14 protein-coding genes are annotated in these 20,241 nt (G+C 49.4%); 12 read left to right on the top strand and 2 right to left on the bottom strand.

Features of this window, described 5'->3' with window-relative positions; translation table 11 throughout:
* Nucleotides 1-23 precede the first annotated feature (23 nt).
* The 11 genes from J4G07_05995 (at nt 24) to J4G07_05945 (ending at nt 15,766) form a co-directional block, all read left to right on the top strand.
* Nucleotides 24-245, top strand: a complete 222-nt coding sequence (locus tag J4G07_05995; GenBank protein MCE2413538.1) for a hypothetical protein — start codon at nt 24-26, stop codon at nt 243-245.
* Nucleotides 242-3,217, top strand: a complete 2,976-nt coding sequence (locus J4G07_05990) for a hypothetical protein (GenBank protein MCE2413537.1) — start codon at nt 242-244, stop codon at nt 3,215-3,217. Before J4G07_05995 ends, J4G07_05990 begins: the two co-directional genes overlap by 4 nt.
* A 12-nt stretch (nt 3,218-3,229) precedes the next feature.
* Entirely contained in the window at nt 3,230-4,294 is a 1,065-nt protein-coding gene (locus J4G07_05985; GenBank protein MCE2413536.1) for a PorV/PorQ family protein, read from the top strand.
* Nucleotides 4,295-4,422: 128 nt separating this feature from the next.
* On the top strand, nt 4,423-4,650 hold the full coding sequence (locus J4G07_05980; GenBank protein MCE2413535.1) for a hypothetical protein: 228 nt from the start codon (nt 4,423-4,425) through the stop codon (nt 4,648-4,650).
* On the top strand, nt 4,650-5,042 hold the full coding sequence (locus tag J4G07_05975) for a retroviral-like aspartic protease family protein (GenBank protein ID MCE2413534.1): 393 nt from the start codon (nt 4,650-4,652) through the stop codon (nt 5,040-5,042). Before J4G07_05980 ends, J4G07_05975 begins: the two co-directional genes overlap by 1 nt.
* Before the next feature lie 65 nt (nt 5,043-5,107).
* Complete coding sequence (locus J4G07_05970; GenBank protein ID MCE2413533.1) at nt 5,108-6,508, top strand: sulfatase; 1,401 nt, start codon at nt 5,108-5,110, stop codon at nt 6,506-6,508.
* An 89-nt stretch (nt 6,509-6,597) separates the two neighbouring features.
* Complete coding sequence (locus J4G07_05965; GenBank protein MCE2413532.1) at nt 6,598-6,870, top strand: hypothetical protein; 273 nt, start codon at nt 6,598-6,600, stop codon at nt 6,868-6,870.
* 587 nt (nt 6,871-7,457) lie between these two features.
* Entirely contained in the window at nt 7,458-10,493 is a 3,036-nt protein-coding gene (glyS, locus tag J4G07_05960; protein MCE2413531.1) for a glycine--tRNA ligase subunit beta, read from the top strand.
* Between the two features lie 206 nt (nt 10,494-10,699).
* Nucleotides 10,700-14,557 (top strand): HEAT repeat domain-containing protein, encoded by a 3,858-nt coding sequence (locus J4G07_05955; protein MCE2413530.1) that lies wholly within the window; start codon nt 10,700-10,702, stop codon nt 14,555-14,557.
* A gap of 104 nt (nt 14,558-14,661) precedes the next feature.
* Nucleotides 14,662-14,985 carry an NIPSNAP family protein gene (locus J4G07_05950; GenBank protein MCE2413529.1) on the top strand — a complete coding sequence of 108 codons (324 nt, stop codon included), beginning with the start codon at nt 14,662-14,664 and terminating at the stop codon, nt 14,983-14,985.
* A 34-nt stretch (nt 14,986-15,019) separates the two neighbouring features.
* Complete coding sequence (locus tag J4G07_05945; GenBank protein MCE2413528.1) at nt 15,020-15,766, top strand: phytanoyl-CoA dioxygenase family protein; 747 nt, start codon at nt 15,020-15,022, stop codon at nt 15,764-15,766.
* 92 nt (nt 15,767-15,858) lie between these two features.
* Here J4G07_05945 and dgoD read toward each other — a convergent pair whose 3' ends face one another.
* Nucleotides 15,859-17,004: a galactonate dehydratase gene (gene dgoD, locus J4G07_05940; protein ID MCE2413527.1), complete on the bottom strand. Its 1,146-nt coding sequence runs from the start codon at nt 17,002-17,004 to the stop codon at nt 15,859-15,861.
* A gap of 223 nt (nt 17,005-17,227) precedes the next feature.
* Between dgoD and J4G07_05935 the strand changes: the two genes are divergently transcribed.
* Nucleotides 17,228-18,562 carry a sulfatase-like hydrolase/transferase gene (locus J4G07_05935; GenBank protein MCE2413526.1) on the top strand — a complete coding sequence of 445 codons (1,335 nt, stop codon included), beginning with the start codon at nt 17,228-17,230 and terminating at the stop codon, nt 18,560-18,562.
* A gap of 168 nt (nt 18,563-18,730) precedes the next feature.
* On the opposite strand, the gene J4G07_05930 is transcribed toward J4G07_05935, so the two are convergent.
* Nucleotides 18,731-19,906, bottom strand: coding sequence for a glycerate kinase (locus J4G07_05930; protein MCE2413525.1), 1,176 nt, complete (start codon nt 19,904-19,906; stop codon nt 18,731-18,733).
* Between the last annotated feature and the right edge of the window lie 335 nt (nt 19,907-20,241).

The following is a 20,241-nucleotide window of genomic DNA, read 5'->3' as shown; positions in this document are numbered from 1 at the left end:
GCACTGAAGGAAATAGAATAGCTTTGGGATCAAATTACGGTTCACCAGAAGGGGATAAGCTTGATGTACTTGTTACATTGGTAGAAAATTATGAAGATAGGCATTATCCGATTCTACTGAAAACTGATAATTCTGACAAATATCCCAAAGTGCCAAGCCCGAAACGAAGTGGAGGGCGACTCGAACACGAAAACCTTCACGTACCAGAAACTATTACTTATCCGCAAGGAAAATTAAAAAAATGAAATTATTACGATTTATATGTATATCTACAATTTTTGCACTCGTCGCGGTATCGGCGAGTGCAGACGTGGATTGGAAAGCATTGGATGTGGGCAACCTCACCTCTGCTATCTATAATACCGCAGTCGTTGGGTTTCCGAGTAACCCTACCGCGAACCCGTCAGGCTGGTGGCCCGCAGGAACAAACGACTCCTACATCTATGAAGGAGACATCTGGATCGGTGCCAAGAAAAACGGTGAGGTAGGCGTTGCTGAGTCGGATGGCAGGCAAAGCGAAATTTGGCCCACTGACGATGTGCCAGAGGTTATCTCAAACAAACCCGGTGTAACGACAAAAGGAACGCCGACAAACCAAGCGATCATGTTCAAATGCTCCGATACAAACCCCGAGGCAAATAAGGATTTGATTCTGGGTTTAGAACTTGAAGTTAACGGGTTTCAATGGAGTTACGCACCGCTCTACGACTTCTTTATTCTCGAGTATAACGTCACAAATGTCGGTAGCGACACGCTTGAAGATGTATTTATGGCGTTCCGATACGATGTAGACATCTCCAGTAACGAAACGGGGACAGCGAGTTACTCCGCAGATGACTTCGTTGCCTTGGATCAAACACCGGATGCTCTCAATCCTGTAGATCACCCCAACCGTTACCTCTCTTACGGATTCTCCAACGCCTCCGCGCCGGGGTATATCGGCTTACGGGTATTGGATGCGTATATGGGGGAGAATGCTGAGGATCCAGCGGCAAAAATCCCTTTCACTGCACACAAACGGATTACAATCGCCACCGACCCAACGACGGATGCGGAGATGTACGCGCTTATCAGCACCCCGGGTGTTGAACCACTTCCGGCTAACTACGACGATCAACGTTTTATCCAATCCTACGGACCTGTTGAGTCCCTCGCTCCCGGTGAGTCTTTCAACGTCATCATTGCAGTAGCAATCGGTGAAGGACTTGCGGGTTTACAAGCCTCTTCGGACTGGGCACAGAAGTTATATGACGATGCCTACGTCGCACCGGCACCGCCGCCTTCTCCATTGGTAAGTGTTTATCCTGCCGATAAACAGGTGACACTCGTCTGGGAAAGCGAAGGGCGCTGGGTTGATTCGGGTGTCGGTAAGCGCATCGAAGAATATGTTGATGTGACCGATCCAGAGAAGATCTTTGAAGGATATCGGGTGTATCGGCGCGATGTCTCTTATGATGAATCCACCGGTAACCCAGTTGAAGACTGGACAATGCTGATGGAGTTCGACAAGCCGAGTGCTACCGGTAATTTCTTTACGGTCTCGCATGTCGGTAAGCAGTCGGATGCTACCATTGAAAGTGAGGGGGATGAACCTTTCTTTGCCGATTTCTTTAAAAACGCCATCTACATAATCAAATTCAACTCCAGCACAGATTTTGAAGTCGTTAACACGACGCTGTGGGAAGTTATGGCGTATAATCCGGAATTTCCAGCAAGTGGTGGTGGATACGCTATTATCAAAGATCCAAATACATTTGAGCCGTATCCGGACGGGGCATATCGTTCCGACGCGCTAATGTATTTTGGTGGACTCTACGTGAAAATTACCGACGGACCTTCAGGAACCCCTGTCGCTGGCGACATTTTCCAAGTCGTCTCGACCCCTTCGCAGGCACTCGGTGAGGATGCGGGTATCAAAAATTTCTACACCGACGCTGGATTAACCAACGGACTTGAATACACGTATGCGGTGACCTCGTTTGATACAGGCAACCCGAAAACCGGACTCATCTCGATGGAGAGTAGCCAGATCGAGACGATGGTTCACGTTGTTCCGCGCGCCCAGCCTGCAGGATACCGAGGCCCTACTGCCGATATAGAACAGCAGGGACAGGGAACCGTTACCGTTGAACCGATGGTGCTCGCACCAAACAAGGTAACGGGGCATCAATACAAGATCGTCTGGTACGGTGCAAAGCAAACGGGTCCCGCGGCATATATCACCGGTCCCGGATATCAGCCACCCGCTTATGAAATCGTCGATATGACAACCGACCAGACTGTCGTTGAACTACAATCCTTTGATTGGTATGACCCCGAACATCAAGAAGCCGTTGAAGTCCTTTCACCGATGTTTGACGGTATTGTTCTGAGAATAACAGGGGTTGATGTATCCTACGGTACGCCCATGGAAAATCCGATTAACGACGTTAAACTGACGGCAGGCACAGTAACAGATTGGTCAGTAGATATCCAATCCCCCGGCTTTGGTGAGAACACTTGGCCGAACATCTTTTGGGCAACCTACTATCGTCCACATACGTATTCGATCACGTTTGTTGATGATACACACGTCAAGGTGGTAGACGAAAATACAAGTGAAGAAATTCAGTTCAATGACCAGCGCGCCGCTGGATACGCGATCCTGACAGCCACGGGTTGGCGTGATACATATAATCCAGCGGAGACCCCAGGATTCTTCCGTATTTACATCCGAGGCGGCTACGTCTTTATAAAGGATCCGAACGGCGAAATCTCCTCTGGAGATGTCTTTACTGTTGAAATGGGTGGTATTAGCGCACCACAGGATGGAGATCAATTTCTCCTGAATACAAAAGGGGAGTCCCTTTCAGCTGAAGATATTGAAGCCGATCTTGGAAAAATTCGGGTTGTCCCAAACCCTTATTTCGTTACAAATAGAGCCGTCCTTTCCGAAGGAACGGACAAGATTTTCTTCACACACCTGCCACCACGGTGTACGATACGGATTTACACGTTAGCGGGTGAATTAGTCCGAACCCTTGAACACGAGAGCACTGCCCTTTTTAATCCGGGTGAACGGACACAAGGCGATAAGGGCGGAACAGCGTCATTTGAACTCCTCAATCGCTACAATCAAGCACTCGCAAGTGGCGTTTATATCTATCATGTTGAAGCCAGAGACGAGAGTGATGAAGTCGTCGGTAACAAGATCGGCAGATTCGCTATTATCCGATAACGGGAGACATACATGCGACGTATAATTTATAAGTTATTATTCATACCTCTTTTACTGTTGGCTGTTTCCAGTCATGCCACAACCAATGTTGGCACGGCGGGTGCCCAGTTTCTGAAGATCGGTCCTGGCGCACGGGTAGACAGTCTTGGGGGTGCGTTTGGCGCACTCGCTAACGACGTAACCAGTATCTACTGGAACCCAGCTGGGATAAGTCAACTCGAAAAAACCAGTTTCTCGGACACACATACCGTCTGGCTTGCCGATGTCCGTTATAACTATCTCGCCTTCGCAACGCCGATAAAAAATATCGGTACCTTGGGCGCGAGTGTCACATTCCTCAATGTCCCTGATACGGAGATTACCACGCTGGCGAAGCCTGATGGCACAGGACTCTGGTATTCCGCATGGGATACAGCCGTCTCCTTGGCGTATGCACGACAACTTTACGAACAGGAATCCGGCGTTAAATTATCTTTCGGTATTAATGCGAAATACATCCATCAGCAGATCCACCGTGAGAGTGCCAAAGGTGTTGCCATTGATGTCGGCACTTTGTACCATACCGGCTGGCGGAGTTTACGGATCGGAATGTGTTTCTCGAACTTTGGACCGGAGATGCGCTTCGGCGGTCCTGATTTGGAAAGCGGAGCAGAAGTTGCAGGGGACCCAAGGATAGGGAGTTACCGTCCGTTTCCAGACACGACGAATCCGGCAAGGAAAGCAGAATTAGAGACGATTGAGTTCCCGCTACCGTCCAATTTTCGACTCGGACTCGCCTATGACATTGTTGATTCTGGTAGCAATCTCCTCACCCTCGCACTCGATGCCAACCATCCCAACGACAACAGTGAGCGGGTGAACATCGGCATGGAGTACTGGTACAGAAAAATGGCGGCAATTCGTGGGGGTTACAAATTTCGATTGGGAGAAAACCGCGTGGACGATGAAGAGGGGCTTACACTCGGTTTGGGCATCCATTTGAACCTTGGTAGGAGAGTCCTTTCCCTCGATTATGCCTACGCTGACTTCGGACGCCTACAACAGGTACACCGAGTGAGTATGGGACTCCAATTTTAGAACGCGATGATATAGAGGGTTGAATAGTCCTAAATTTGCTTCAAAGAACCCGTTGCCAATACAGAGGTGTTGTGCTATAATAAATATAAATCAGTTCATTGACACCCTTTGAGAAGGAGTGAATAGAAATGACAAACGAGCGCCTCACACTTGAAGAGATGGAGCAGAAATACCCTGATGAATGGCTCTTCATCGTAGATTGCGAATACAGCGAAAATACCGAACTTTTATCGGGGTGTGTCCTTGTCCATAGTCCTTCCCGTGCTGATATTTACGATGCCTCATCGCGTTACAAAGGTAGCGCAGCGATACATTGTACAGGCAAATTACCGGAAGGTATGGGGTACCTACTGTAATGGGACATATCTCTTTTAACCCTACAGCTAAGTCAATTTTTCTTCGCCTCAGAATCAACAGCATCAATGCCGATGCCACTCGCGATATCCTTGTAGCGCTGGATACAGGTGCCTCAATTACCATGATTCCGCCGGAAGTAGCCACGGACTTGGGATATGACCTCTCAAACCCAAATGAACAGATGATCACCGCCAGCGGGGTTGTCTTGATAAAACGTATCACTGTACCTAAACTGACAGCAATTGGAGAAACAGTTGAGAATATTGATGTTGTGTGTCAAGATTTGCCAGAGGGTTCAATAATAGCAGGACTGTTATGTCTGAATTTTCTGAGGCGTTTTGATCTCAATATTTCATTCTCGACAGGAACTATTGAACTCCGCCCACACTAATCCGGTCTAGAAGGAACATCACTTCCAATAGAAGATTTTGGAAACTGGCAAACCAGACGAAAAATATGACAAACACACCGAATATTGTTTATCTCCTGGCTGACCAGATCCGTGCGTGCTCGTTGCCAGTATATGGCGATACGCAGATCGAGACACCGCACATCGACCGACTCGCGCAGGAAGGCACCGTTTTTTCAAACGCAATCGCTACCGCGCCCGTCTGCACCCCCTACCGTTCTATGATGCTCACCGGACGGCATCCACAGACAACTGGGCATCTCATTAATTTCGTCAGAACCCGGCACGACGAAATCGGACTCGGTGACGTTTTCGGCAGAAACGGTTATCGGACGGCGTGGGTCGGTAAATGGCATCTCCACACGGGTTCATTCCCCGAAATCGGCGGACGTGATTACGTCCCCGAAGGACGTGATCGTCTCGGATTCCAACACTGGCGCGGCTACAACTTCCACACCGACTATTTCAATGGAACGGTGAACCTTGACGATTGGCGGAACGAAAGATGGGAAGGCTACGAAACCGATGCGCTGAACCGATACGCCTTCCAGTTCATGGATGATATGGAAGACGATACGCCGTTCTGTCTGTTTATCTCTCCACATCAAGCACACTCTACACCTTACGAATTTGCACCGCAGGAATACTATGACCGACTACCTACAGAACTCCAACTCCCGGAAAATGTTCCCGATTCGCTCAAAGAACAATCGTTAGAAATTTATCGGCATTATCTCGCCATGACGCTAACGGTCGACGATATGCTCGGCGAACTGATGGCGTATCTTGAAAGAACGGGACGTGTCGAAAACACACTGCTCGTCTTCGGATCCGACCATGGAACGCAGGGCGGCGGACAGGGCATTAATTTCTGGGCGAAGCGGGAGCCTTACGAAGAATCCATCAAGGTGCCACTGATGATGCGTCTGCCCGGTGTTTTCGAGGGAAATCGAACCTGTGACACACTTACCTCCCCCGTTGATCTGTTTCCATCGCTTTGTGGGTTATGTGGCATTCAACCTCCCCGAACCGTTGAAGGCTACGACTTATCCGCCTCCTGGTGTGCTGAAACTAATGCCTTTGAACAGGATGCCGTTTTGACGATGAACTTCGGATCGACCTACGATTACCTCATTGATGGTAACGAGTGGCGCGGCATCCGCACAAAAACGCATAGTTATGCACGCTGGCTGAATGGTAAACGGATGCTGTATGACGTGGCGGCGGACCCGCTTCAGATGAACAATCTGATTGACACACCCGAAGCGAGATCGTTAGCCGACGAAATGGAGAACACCCTTACAAACCTGATGGATGCTCGGAACGACAAACTCCAGCCCGCGACGAGTTACACGGATTGGTACGACCTACAACGTCGTATTGTGCGTAACGCCCACGGTCCCCTCGGCGACCCAGAAGACGAACCCGATTGGTCGCTTTTAAAATGATTTGAAATAGCCTTCGGAATCGGATATAATCTTATTGACTTTAACAAATACTGTGGTATGGGTGTTCCCTTAAAAAAGAGGAGAGATCAATGTCTAACGAACGTATGACCTTTGAGGAAATGGCGAAAAAATATCCTGATGAATGGCTGTTTATTGTTGACTGCGAACATAGTGCGAGTACCGAACTCATATCAGGGATAGTTGCCGTTCACAGCCCCTCGCGTGATGTTATTAACAAGGCATCAGCGAAATATAAAGGTGGCGCGGCAATACGCTACACAGGCAGGATTCCAGATCCTTTAAAATACCAATTGGAGATTACCAACCTCAAAGTAGCGATGTGGAAATCCTGTTCCGAGTAATAGTGTAGTACGTATAAATTTCGTAACCTATCAATTTCATAACTTATCCCCTTTGCAGAAGCCTCGTTATTACTTAAAAAATTCCTCTTTAGTCCCGTAGGGTTTATTTGCTTGGGTGTTTCTTCAGCATCTTTGTAGAAAATAATACCCCAATTGAAAAGCCCATAGTGTCGGTATATTTATAACATTCATAATTTACAAAATATAATTGTGTTATTATAGATTAAACATAACGTCAATGAACTCCTTCGGGTAATCATTTCCTACCGTCCAACTCTGAAATCCAACTATTCTTTTCAGAGTAGCATTTTGCTCTGAAACGCCATAGCAGCATGGGTAGCGTTGGTTCTTGGCTGTTTTACCTGTCCCAATTTTTCCCATTTTACTCTGAATACTCTGAAAACACTCACTTCTCCGTAGTTTCATCGACGCAACAATTCGCGTAATCCATGTCATCTGTGACAACCCCGATTCAGACAACCAAATGTCCTAACGCGCTGAAAATCCGTTGAATTAAAAATATCTATTGTGATACAATAACTACTTGAATTAATCAATCCAAACGGAGCGTGCTAAGAAAAACAGATATGACTCTTCAAGAAATAATTTTAGCGTTAGAGAAATTTTGGGCAGATCACGGGTGCATCATCCAGCAACCCTGCGATATAGAGGTCGGCGCAGGCACATTTAACGCCGCAACATTTTTGCGATGTCTCGGTCCAGAGCCGTGGCGAGTGGCGTATGTAGAGCCTGTGCGCCGTCCGACTGACGGCAGATACGCAGAAAATCCTTTCCGTCTCGGGGCATATTACCAATATCAGGTGATACTCAAACCAGCGCCTGAGAATGTGCTTCCGCTCTACCTTGAGAGCCTTTATAGTCTTGGCATTTCACCCCAAAAGAACGACATCCGATTTGTGGAAGACGATTGGGAATCACCGACGCTCGGTGCCTCTGGACTCGGCTGGGAGGTCTGGTGGAACGGCGCAGAGGTCACACAGTTTACTTACTTCCAACAGATGGGGAGCATTGATCTCGATCCAATATGTGCTGAGATTACCTACGGACTTGAGCGCATCGCACTCTACTTACAGGATGTTGATAATTTTTTTGACATCCGTTGGAACGAACATCTTAATTACGGTGATGTCCACCGCCAGAGTGAGGTGGAGTACTCGATCTACAACTTTGAGCGTGCGGATGTAGACATGCTTTTTGAGTTATTTAGCACCTATGAGAAAGAGACCCACGCGTGCTTAGATGCGGGGTTAGTGCTACCGGCAACCGATCATGTCTTGAAATGCTCGCATACCTTCAACATGTTGGACGCACGTGGGGTCATCAGTGTCACAGAGCGGGTGAGTTACATTGAGCGCGTCCGACGACTTGCACAGCGGATAGCGCGCGCGTATGTCAAACAGCGTGAAGAGATGGAACACCCCCTCATAGGACGTTTTAACACAGAGACAACCTCCACCGCGGTAGGTGCGGTTTCTAACCGCACTGAATCTGACAAAGAACAAGACACCGCTGACCTCCTATTTGAAATCGGGACGGAAGAGATACCTGCGAGTTATGTTCCACCTGTCCTTGAACAACTACGTGAGATCGCCACTGAATCCCTTACGAACCACAGAATCCCGTTTGGCGAAGTTCAAACGCTCGGCACACCGCGCCGTATCACGCTCAGTATCAAGGACGTGAAGACGCTTCAGGAAAGCCAAGAGACAGAGGTCGTGGGACCCCCAAGACGTATCGCCTACGATGAAAACGGCGAACCAACAAAAGCCGCAATCGGTTTCGCAAAAACACAGGGTGTTGACTTGACAGCACTCCGCATTGTTGAAACGGAACGAGGCGAATATGTCGCTGCCTCCAAACTCGAAACGGGAGTCCCAACACAAGAGATCTTACAAACACTGTTAACGGAATGGATCGAAGCACTCCGTTTTCCCAAAACCATGCGTTGGGAGACCAACTCCGAAGAACCGCGTGCGTTCGCGCGCTTTGCGCGTCCGATTCGATGGCTCGTGGCGTTACTCGGAGATGCAGTTATTGACTACACTTACGGTGCCGCACACGCAGGACGGTTAACTTATGGGCATCGTTCCTTGCATCCTGAACCGATAACTTTAACTTCTGCCGACTTAGACACGTATATTGAAAAATTGCGAGCTGTTGATGTTGTTGTCTGTCCGATGGAGCGCAGAAACACAATTGAGAAGCAGGTGAGGGACGTTTTCGAGGTTGAGGGATGCCTTCCAATACTCGATGAAGAATTGTTGGATACGGTGAACTATCTCGTGGAGAATCCGCAACCGATCGTCGGCAATTTTAGTGAGTCGCATTTGGAAATACCGTCTGAGGTGCTGATTACCGCGATGAAGAAGCATCAACGCTATTTTCCGATGTGGAAAAGTGAGTCCGTCCTCGCCGCGAAGTTTATTACGATTTCCAACGGGACGGACGGCAATATTGACGGCGTTCGGCACGGGAATGAGCGCGTCCTTCACGCCAGACTCAACGATGCAGAGTTCTTCTACAGCGAGGACCAGAAAACCAGTCTCGCCGATAAGGTTGAACGTTTAGGCGCGGTTATCTTCCACGCGAAGCTCGGTTCACTCTTGGATAAAGCCGATCGGCTTAAAGCGTTAGTTCAGTTCATTGGTACAGAATTGCGAATCTCGGAAACAACCATCGGTCATGCAGAACGCGCAGCGTGGCTCTGTAAAGCAGATTTGACGACGCAAATGGTTATCGAATTCCCGTCATTGCAGGGGATTACCGGAAAATATTACGCACATAACAGTGGAGAAGCGGAACCTATTGCAACGGCTATTGCTGAGCATTACCAACCGCTCGGTGCTGATACGCCGCTACCTGAAACCGAAGTCGGTGCGCTTGTTGCAATCGCCGATAAGCTTGACACGATTGTCGGATACTTCGGTATAGAGGAACGTCCGACAGGTTCGCAAGACCCTTACTCCTTAAGACGCCATGCCCTTGGCACAATCCGAATCCTCCGAGATCGGGGGCTGCTGTTGTCTTTAGATATCGTTGTTGATAAAGTGATCTCCCTCTATACCGTTGAATTAGCCGATGATACACGAACGAGTGTCCTTAACTTCATCAAAGAACGCCTACGCGTTATTTTGCTACAGACCCATCAATATGCGCCAGATCTCGCCGATGCTGTCTTGGCGGTTGGTGCCGTTGACATCATTGATATTCTCAAACGCGCCAGCACGCTTGCCGAATTTCGCTTGACACCAAATTTTGAGGAAGTGTATAATGCACTCAATCGGGTACTGAGAATTTTACCGCCGGACGCGCCAGAAACTGTAGATGCCGCGCTCCTGCACGACAATGCTGAGAAGCAGTTGTTTGCCTGTATCACCGAAGCAGAACTCGGTTTCCAGCAAAGCATTCAGGAACGCGATTACGCGAAACTGCTGACGCAACTCGCTGCTTTACAACCCGCAATAGACACATTTTTTGACGATGTTTTGGTTATGGCGGAGGAGCCAACACTGCGCGCGAATCGATTGGCATTATTGAACCAGATCGGACGGAATATCTACGCTGTCGCGGACCTGACGAAACTCGTAATTGCTGGAAATTAAAAAGTTCCTGTAGCCTGCAACATCGGCGCAGGCGGGTATACGGGAAGGCACGTTATTTTTCTAAACCTACCTGACCGAACCGCAAGGAAAAATTAGAAAGCCTGCAACATCGGCGCAGGGTTTTTGCTTGGATGTTTCTTCAGGTATACATCGAGAATCTTTCTTCATTCAACATGCTTGACCGAACCGCAAGGAAAAATTAAAAAATGAAGCATCACCTTTTATGTAAGATATTGAAAGTCTATATCCATTGCTCACTCATTGTGGCTATTGTCCTCGTGATAGGGTGTGGTGAGAAAGAGAATAGGGACATTATTGAAGCGCGAGCCGCTATTCTTCGCGGAGATTATGCTGCTGCACAAACGGCGGTCCAGAGGACAGAGGCTGGAAATCAGGAGGCCCGACATCTCAAGGCTTTCCTGCAAAACCGAACGCGCGCTGAGACAGAAGGTTGGCACCAAGCCATTGCGCAATCGAACGCTTATCTTGAAACGCTCGCGGCAGACATCCTTACTATCGCGTTGCAGGAGGATCCGGATTCTGATGAATTGGATCGACAAGAGAGACTTGTCCGTTCGCAGAACGCTATCTCTGGACTCTTCGCTGTGTCGCTTGCTGAAGCGGTCGAAAAACGTCCAGAATTGCTCTCTGAACTCGTAGGACATTCGGATGCTGCTGTCGTTATAGGGCTTTTAGCCGCAGAGAAATGCTATCAACCGAACGCGCTCGCAGCGGTCTCGGAACTCATGACAAAACTCGGAGATGGAGATGCGGTTGTTGAACTTTTGCGGCAGGCGATGCACCATAAGGATACAGCCATACAAAAAGAGGCCGTTCGTTATCTCGGGGCAATGCGAAACCCGGAACTCATCCCAATTTTTGAAGAAGTTCTTGCGGATGCGAAAAACGCACCTGAAGTTGCCTATAGAGCGATTGTCGCGCTTGAGCAATCAATGGGTTCAGCTGCTGAGAGTGCAGCCATTGTGCCGGGACTCCAACTTGCCCTCAGAAACAACAGCGCGCAGGTCCGAATGCACGCCGCGAAACTCCTCGGGAGCCTCCAAGCGGAAACAACCGTGTCTGACCTTGTCCGACTTCTCGCGGATCCCAACAGTTACGTCAAAGATACCGCCATAGATGCGCTGAATCGTATAGGAGAACCCGCCGTTGCCCCACTACTTGAGGTGTTGGACACCGGCGCGCGAAGCCTCATTCCCGATGAGGACATCGGCTTTGCCACAGAATACCGGTACATCGCGAGTGCTTATATTGATAGTTTATGGATGAAAAAATATAGGATCGGAACCTTATCAGCCGCGATCCAAGCACTCGGATTGCTCAAATCAGGAGATGGCGTAGAGCCGCTTATAAACGAATTGGGAAACGAGGATTTGCAAGATGCAGCGTTGGCAGCACTCGTCGAAATGCGCGGCGTTGCTGTGCTACCGATGATCGACGCTCTTAAAAACGGCACAGACGAAATCCGCGTGAAGGTCGCAGACGCTCTCGGACAAATCGGGGACCGGCGTGCAGTCGTTCCGCTCATTGAAGCATTGGATAGTGATCCATATAAAGAGGTAAAGGCATTCGCAGCGGTCGGACTTGGTAATATGCGGGCCCGTGGTGAGAATAACAGGGCAGTCCTTGCTCTCACGAACGCCCTCTCCTATGACGATACCACTGCAACAAATGCGGCAGAGGCACTCGGAAAAATCGATGTATCCACAGAGGATGCCGTTCAAAAATTGGTTCTCATCGCGATGGACAAAAATATGCGTGAGACCTTACGCATTGCCGCGCTTACCGCCCTCTGGCGGCTCAAGCCTCAAGAAGCAACACAATCCATGCTACTTCTGATGTTCAGTGACGAGACCAGTCCGACCCTACGCGCGAATGCTGTCAAGGTGTTGAGCCGAATCCAAGCCCCTGAAACGATTCCTGTGTTACTCTGGGTCCTTTCCACACAATATGACGAAATTTCAGATTTTCAACGGCACATGAAACGGGAATACAAAACACTGGACACACTTCGAACACAGGTTGACTCCTTTCAGATTCAATGGACCCCTGATTATCCACGCGCAAACTATCGGACGTGGGGTGAACTCAAACCCATTCCAAGTCTTGTTCGGAGTGAGGTCGCTCGAGCACTCGGTATCCTCAAAGGGGACACTGTCGTAGAGTCTCTGGCAAACGCACTTCGGGACGATGGACGCGCAACCGTGCGACAAAGCGCAGCATGGGCACTCGGTGAAGTCAAAGGTGATAATGCCATCCCGCCACTGGTTACTGCGTTGAAAAAGGATAAACAGGGGGCTGTCCGACAAGAAGCAGCGATCGCACTCGGGAAAATAAAAGGTCAAAAGGTTGTTGATCCGCTGGTAGATGTGCTGAAAAACGATAAGTATGAAACAACCCGCTTCCAAGCCGCAGTAGCACTCCGAGAGATTCAAGCTGGGGATAAGGGGCTTGTTGATATCGTCCAGAAGGGATTGGGGAGTTTTGATGATGGATACGAAGTCCAATCTGTTCAAGACGAAGTAATTGGCGCATTAATCAAAGATAACAACATTCCAACAGCCGAATTCGCCCTTGAGGCTCTGAAATCTGCGGATGATGAGTGGGTCCGCTGGGCACTTGTTCATGTGATCGGAGCGTCTGCGAAAAAAGTTGCCGTAGATGCAATGGTCGAAGAACTGAAACATCCGAGTTATGTCGTTCGCAGGCGTGCCGCAGAATCGCTCGGTGGGTTCAAAGAACGCCGCGTCGTTGAACCATTGATCGCTGTTCTCGAAAATATGGATGAGATGAAGTCCGTTCGTGCGGCGGCGGTGGTCTCGCTTGGCGCGCTTAAAGATGAACGTGCGGCCGCGTCGCTGCTCACCGCACTTTCCGATGAAAATGCCGAGATCCGATGGCGAGCCGCTGCTGCTTTGGGAAATCTCAAGGATGCCGAAGCGATTGCACGACTTAGCAAGATCGTGGAAGACCCGTTAGAGCCGGATGCTGTCCGTAATGCTGCCGTGGCGGCACTCGGCAATATCGGTAACATGGCAGCTGAAGCCGTCCTGATTCGCGCGTTAGATGTCCGGATCGGAAATATCTCAAAGAATGCTGTCGTTGCTTTGGGCAAACTTAAAAGTGAAGCAGCGATTCCGAAATTAATCGCTATCTTGGAAGACAAGCGAATCGCCTTGGACGCGAGTACCGACGCGTTGGCTAAGGCTTCTTCTCGGACAAAAGCCGCAACAGCACTTGGTGAAATTGGAGGCGCGCGTGCCGCAGAAGCAATAGCGGAACGGCTTGTTGACAATACCGAATATATCGTTGCACTTGAAGATGCCGCAAACAGAAAAGCCATCGGCGCTGATGATCTGAAACGGAATTGGAGTTGGGAAGTCTTCGTCAACGCTGCCAAAAAATTAGACTTACCGGCATACGTTGCCCCCAAAATGTTAGCCCGTGCTGAGGATGAATGGGAAAATCACCAAGTCAGAAATGCTGCAATGGTTGCATTAGGTAGATGCAAAACAGCTGATGTCACTTTGGACACTTCGCAACTCAAACAGCGGTTAGTTGATCCAGATGTGGACACTCGGAAAGCCACAGCACTGAGCGTTGGACAAGCCGGGATGAGCGAACTCATACCGGAACTCATTCAGATAATGAAAGGTGAAAACGAAGTCGAAAAGGATGTCCGCCGAGCCGCAACGCAGGGACTCGGTGAGTTGGCTGATGAAACAACGACCGACGCGCTTATCGAAGTGATGAACAACGATGAAAACCACGTCGAGATTCGACGTGACGCATCGCGGGCGTTGGGGAAAATCGCGACGGACAAGGCGGTAACAGCGTTAGTGGAAAAACTAACGGCACTCCATGAGGCGCAAATTACGAGAGGTTTCCGGCTTGATGCTATCAAGGCACTTGGAGAAGCTAAAAATGCGAAAGCAGTGACGCTGCTTGAATTGATTCTCCAAGACCAAGACGCTGAGATTCACTTCCAAGCGGCAGCAGCACTCTTTGAAATTACAGGTAAAGGCTACGGTTACAACCGATTATAAATAACAATCGGCAATCAGTTGTCAGGAGAAAAACCGAAAGCCGGCAGCTAATATACTGACGGCTGATGGCTGAAAGCCGACAGCCACTAAAAAAGGAGATTTTTATGGCTTTTTTTGAACTACGACAGTATAGAACGAAACCTGGTCAACGCGAGAATTGGGTGAAATACATGGAAGAAACAGTCCTTCCGTTCCAGATTTCTAAAGGAATGGTTGTGATTGGTAGTTTCATCGGTGAAGAAGAGGACGATCTCTACGTCTGGATTCGCCGTTTTGAGAGTGAAGCACAACGAGAACAGCTTTACGCAGCGGTTTATGAAGACGACCGGTGGGTGAATGAAATTTCATCGCGCGTCGGTGAACTCATTGACAGAGAGCAGATCGTTGTCACGCGACTGGAACCCACCTCGCGCTCGGCACATCAATAACGCACCTGACCGAACCGCAAGGAAAATTAAAAAAATGAGCCCTGAAGAAAAATATCTGTTCGACCTTTGGGGGTATGTGAACATCGAAAGCGTTTTAGGAACAGACGATCTTGCAGAACTCAATGCCCTTATCGATGCACAAGATTACCCAGGTCCGGTGGATGATGATGTCCATTCACAGAGATTCGGGGGATTCTTGAACTGGGAGAACGATGCGTTCCGCAAACTCCTGAATCATCCCCGTATCCTGCCGTTTTTAGCAGAGATCGTCGGTCCTAAATTCCGGCTTGATCATGTTTACGGTATCTTAATGATAGAGGGGAATCCGGGTGGAACACTTCATGGGGGCGGGACACCTTATGACCCAGCGCAGTATTACGTCTTCCGAAACGATCGGATGTACAACGGGTTAACCGTTGTGTCATGGGCTTTAACGGATATGCTTCCGGGACACGGGGGCTTCTGTTGTATCCCCGGTAGCCATAAGAGCAACTATCCGTGTCCGGCGGAGTTCCGACCCGTGAAGGACAACAAAACGTGTATGGCACCCGTGCATCAGAAGGCAGGGGATGTCGTCATCTTCACAGAAGCGTTGACGCACGGCACCCTCCCTTGGACTGCCACACACGAACGACGCTCCATTCTTTTCAAATACTCACCCGGGCATGCCTCGTGGGGGCAAGGCAGATACGACGATGAGCTTCGCAATCTCATGTCAGACGAGGACCAGAAGTTGATGCTTGAACCGCCTTACGTTGCAAACCGGAAACCCGTAGTTTAAAGGTTAGATCGTTAGATTGAATGGCGAGCGTGCTACGCTTGTTTGAAGGCGAGGTAGGCAAACCTCGCCTCCTGACAACTGATAACCAATCTCTACCAATCTGCAACGCTGCCATCGGTATCATAATAAAATTCGCCACCGAGTTCTTCTGGATAGGTATCAAGTATCCGTTCCGCTTCCTTTTCATCAATCTCAAAACCGAGTCCCGGCTTTGTCGGCAACGCAATATGGCCGTCTGTGACGTGCCACTCTTCAGTCAACAGTCCTGCTCCGAGACCGTCATCGATCTGTTCCTGAATAAGGAAGTTCGGGACAACGGCATCAACGTGAAGAGAAGCGGAAAAAGCGACGGGTCCAATCGCGCAATGCGGGGCGATGTGCATGTAGTAGACCTCCGCCATGTTCGCAATCTTTTTCAGTTCAGTAATACCGCCAGCGTGTGAGGTATCGGGTTGTAAGTAAGCGACCGCCTGTTTCTCAAATACTTCTCGGAAGCCCCAGCGTGTGAGCAGACGTTCCCCAGTCGCAATTGGGAACGGAACATGGTCGGACACCTGTTTGAGCGCGTCGACATTCTCTTGTGGGATGGGTTCCTCGACGAACATGGGGCGCATCCCTTTAAGTTCGTGACAGATCTCGATTGCAAGGGCGGGGGTCATCTTACCGTGAAAGTCGAAGGCGAGTTCGACATCGGGTCCCACCCATTCACGCATGAGGTAGGCACGCTCCACAAATTCATCAATCACCGCAGGGGGTTCATGTCCACGCCATTTGCCGCCAGGACCGCTTTTAAACGCTGTGTAACCACCTTTTTGCTGTAAGAATTCAAGGCGTTCTTTGGCAGCTGCTTTTCCTTCATCTGTCAAACTTCCGATGCCCCAGTGGGCATAAACGCGGATGCGATCGCGCACCGCACCGCCTAAGAGTTGATAGGCAGGTAACCCGTGATATTTACCGGCGATGTCCCACAACGCCTGATCAATACCGGACAAAGCGGACATCAGAATATTTCCGCCTCGGAAAAAGGCAGAGCGGTAGACATGTTGCCAGTGGTGTTCAATACGGAGCGGATCTTTGCCGATAAAATAATCGGAGAGTTCTTCGACAGCCGCCCAAGTACTCTTGGGTTTACCTTCAAGCGTGGTTTCTCCCCATCCGACGATACCGGTATCCGTTGTTATTTTCACGAGACGCATCCGGCGACGTGGGTAGAATTGTTCAATCTTAGCAATTTTCATCTTTTTAATTATGGCCTCCTGGACTGCTCTCCATTACATTACGAGCAGGTTTCTGGTTAAGTCGCGACTGAAATAAGGATATGTACAGTTTTTTTCCCATTCTTTGTAGCATCAAAAACCGTAGCGCGTAACGAAGTGGAGCGCGGGTTTAAGGAACGTCCGTCAAGGATTGAACGCCCGTCGTTCTCCCGCAAGGTAAATTTAAAAAAGGAAAATTAAAAATATGTCACGACCCAACGTTCTTTTTATGATCGCCGACGACCATCGATGGGACGCCATTCGTGGCATGGGCGACCCAACCGTCCATACACCAACGATGGATTCACTCATAGCACGCGGAACAAATTTCCGACAAACTCACATTATGGGATCGCTTGTCGGAGCCGTCTGTGTGCCAAGCCGAGCCGCTGTCCTCACGAGTGCGAATCTTTTCCGTAGCGGTGGAAACCAGATTAACCGAGACTTGGCAGTGTGGCCACAGGTAATGCGCGAGTCAGGGTATCACACATTTTTTTCTGGCAAATGGCACAATGACCGCCAAACGTTTACCGACAGTTTCGATGCCGGTGCCAAGATTTTCTTTGGTGGAATGAGCGATCAATATAAAGTACCCGTCTTCGATTTCGATCCAACAGGAAAATACCCTGATGATGCCAAGTACATAGGAGAAAAGTTTTCTACGGAACTGTTTACAGATGCCGCTGTGCAATTTATAGAAAGTTACGATGAAACGGATCCATTTTTTCTTTATCTCTCCTTTACTTCACCGCACGACCCGAGAACAGCACCGGGAGAATACGCGACGATGTATCCACCAGAGGATATACCTGTCCCCGAAAATTTCCTCCCTGAACATCCGTTCGACAACGGTGAAATGCGCATTCGGGACGAAGTGTTGGCACCCTTCCCCCGCACGCCAGAAGTCGTTCAACAACACATCGCCGACTATTACGGGATGATTACGCACATGGATGCCGAAATGGGACGCGTGCTAAGCACATTGGAAGCAACCGGACACCTTGACAACACAATCATCATCTACACTGCTGATCACGGACTCGCCGTCGGGCAACACGGGCTGTTGGGGAAACAGAATCTCTATAACCATAGCATCCACGTGCCTTCCATATTTGCTGGACCGGGGATCCCTGAAGGAGAAACGGTTGATGCGCTAACCTATCTATATGATGTGTTTCCCACTGTCTGCGATCTCACCGATGTTGCCTGTCCAGATACGACTGAAGGGTGCAGTTTAGTGCCATTGATGAAGGGTCATGTAGAACGGGTGCGGGCTACAGTCTTCGCGGCGTATAGAGATATTCACCGCACAATCAGTGATGGACGTTGGAAATTGATTCGTTACTATGTCTCTGAAGAGACGGGTGCTGGCACGAATTGCATCCAACTTTTCGATTTAGAGCAGGATCCTTGGGAGACGACAAACCTTGCCGATCTGCCTGAACATGATGACCGTATTCGATCGCTCGCTGCGGATATGAAAATGTGGCAAACTGAGACGAATGATTTCATGAAAGATGTCCCAGTATTGCCGTTGTAAAACCGAATGTTGATAGGAAGACTGGAAGATTGGAAAGAAACTGGAAGGTTGGATTCCCCATTCTTCCGCTCTTCCATCCTTCCGTTCATTCTCCGTTCTTCTACCGTTCCGTTCTACCCTCCTTCCGTTCCTTCTCCCTTCTATCCTCCTTCCGTCCTTCCGCCTTTCCTATTTTTCTTTTACCTGAGTCCTAACCCGCCTATGGAATTCACGCTGACCAATAACCACCAATCGTGCAGCTTGCTCCGCTGTGTCAGCGATCAACCGCTGCGCGTCTGTAACGGCATTTTCAAGGGACATTGGCTCTTGTGCGATGCCCAACATTGCATCAATACCGGCATCGTAAACGGCTTCAGCTCCCTCAGCGATACCACCAGCAATCGCTATGACTGGAATGCCATGCGCTTTCGCGACTTTCGCAACGCCGACAGGCGTTTTCCCAAACGCCGTCTGAAAGTCCAGTTGTCCCTCACCGGTGAAAACGACGGTAGCACCTTTTACCCGTTCTTTGAGGTTAACAGCATCAATCATAATATCGACACCGAGGCGCAATTCGGCATCAAGGAATGCCATCAAGCCTGCGCCTAATCCACCAGCAGCGCCCGACCCGGGAATATCATTAAAGGATTTTCCGAGGGTCTGCGTCAAGATATCGTCAAAATGCGCGAGATACCCATCTAACGTTTCAATCATTTCAGGGGTTGCCCCCTTCTGTGGTCCATAGACGTGTGATGCCCCGTCTGGTCCCGTCAAAGGGTTGTTAACATCACAGGCGACAACGGTTTCGGTTTCGGCGATAGCCGGATGTAAGCCGGTTACATCTATTGACGCTAATTGTCGAAGGTTCCCACCGCCACGCTGAATCTGTTTGCCGTTCGGATCCAGCAATCGGATACCGAGTGCCTCCGCCATTCCGGCACCGCCATCGTTCGTCGCACTCCCACCGATACCAATGATTAAGCGTCTGCACCCCGCTTCCAGAGCGGCGTGAATCAGTTGTCCCGTCCCATAAGTGGTGGTCCGAAGTGGGTTCCGTTCGTGCGGTTCGACGAGTGTGAGACCGGAGGCGGATGCCATCTCAATAACAGCGGTCTCCCTGTCGGAGAGGATACCGAATTGTGCCTCAACCTCGTTTTCGAGGGGGGCAAGCACACGGTGTGTTTGAAGGTGTCCGCCGGTGGCATCAACGAGCGATTGCACTGTTCCTTCACCACCATCCGCCATCGGTATTTTCTCAATGGCGGCGTCAGGAAACACTCGGCGGAGTCCCTGCTCCATCGCATTTGCAGCTTCGAGCGCGCTGACACTCCCTTTAAATGAATCGGGTGCAACTACAATTTTCATATTTTAATTTTACCTTGCGGAGGAATGAAGGATGTTTGGGCTGTTGCGTGCCTTTCACTTATCCGTCCTTCATTTCATTACGGACTACAATTGTGAAAAATTGGATTAAGACTATCTTCTCTTAAAAGTGGGCAGACTTCCCAACCGAGTTGATAATTTATCACAAGCACCGCGAATTGTCAAGTTCAGATTATCACTATGGCCAGGGCTACGCAGGCGGATTTAAGCAATGTGTGTCAGAGTCTACATTTACATTGTTCTTCCGGAAGGTAAATTTAAAAACCGAATCCCTACTTTTTCTAACTTGATCTTTCTGTGAGGCACGGGTATAATAA

The sequence above is a fragment of the Candidatus Poribacteria bacterium genome (genome assembly GCA_021295715.1).
GTDB lineage: Bacteria > Poribacteria > WGA-4E > WGA-4E > WGA-3G > WGA-3G.
Note: the sequence above shows the minus strand (reverse complement) of the source record. Positions and strands in the feature narration are given on the sequence as shown.

What these genes read in the sequence shown, in the direction of transcription:
- J4G07_05980 (MCE2413535.1), top strand. Translation starts at nt 4,423, where the DNA reads ATGACAAACGAGCGCCTCACACTTGAAGAGATGGAGCAGAAATACCCT.
- J4G07_05990 (MCE2413537.1), top strand. Translation starts at nt 242, where the DNA reads ATGAAATTATTACGATTTATATGTATATCTACAATTTTTGCACTCGTC.
- J4G07_05950 (MCE2413529.1), top strand. Translation starts at nt 14,662, where the DNA reads ATGGCTTTTTTTGAACTACGACAGTATAGAACGAAACCTGGTCAACGC.
- J4G07_05945 (MCE2413528.1), top strand. Translation starts at nt 15,020, where the DNA reads ATGAGCCCTGAAGAAAAATATCTGTTCGACCTTTGGGGGTATGTGAAC.
- J4G07_05965 (MCE2413532.1), top strand. Translation starts at nt 6,598, where the DNA reads ATGTCTAACGAACGTATGACCTTTGAGGAAATGGCGAAAAAATATCCT.
- J4G07_05935 (MCE2413526.1), top strand. Translation starts at nt 17,228, where the DNA reads ATGTCACGACCCAACGTTCTTTTTATGATCGCCGACGACCATCGATGG.
- glyS (MCE2413531.1), top strand. Translation starts at nt 7,458, where the DNA reads ATGACTCTTCAAGAAATAATTTTAGCGTTAGAGAAATTTTGGGCAGAT.
- J4G07_05975 (MCE2413534.1), top strand. Translation starts at nt 4,650, where the DNA reads ATGGGACATATCTCTTTTAACCCTACAGCTAAGTCAATTTTTCTTCGC.
- J4G07_05930 (MCE2413525.1), bottom strand. Translation starts at nt 19,906, where the DNA reads ATGAAAATTGTAGTTGCACCCGATTCATTTAAAGGGAGTGTCAGCGCG.
- J4G07_05970 (MCE2413533.1), top strand. Translation starts at nt 5,108, where the DNA reads ATGACAAACACACCGAATATTGTTTATCTCCTGGCTGACCAGATCCGT.
- J4G07_05955 (MCE2413530.1), top strand. Translation starts at nt 10,700, where the DNA reads ATGAAGCATCACCTTTTATGTAAGATATTGAAAGTCTATATCCATTGC.
- J4G07_05985 (MCE2413536.1), top strand. Translation starts at nt 3,230, where the DNA reads ATGCGACGTATAATTTATAAGTTATTATTCATACCTCTTTTACTGTTG.
- dgoD (MCE2413527.1), bottom strand. Translation starts at nt 17,004, where the DNA reads ATGAAAATTGCTAAGATTGAACAATTCTACCCACGTCGCCGGATGCGT.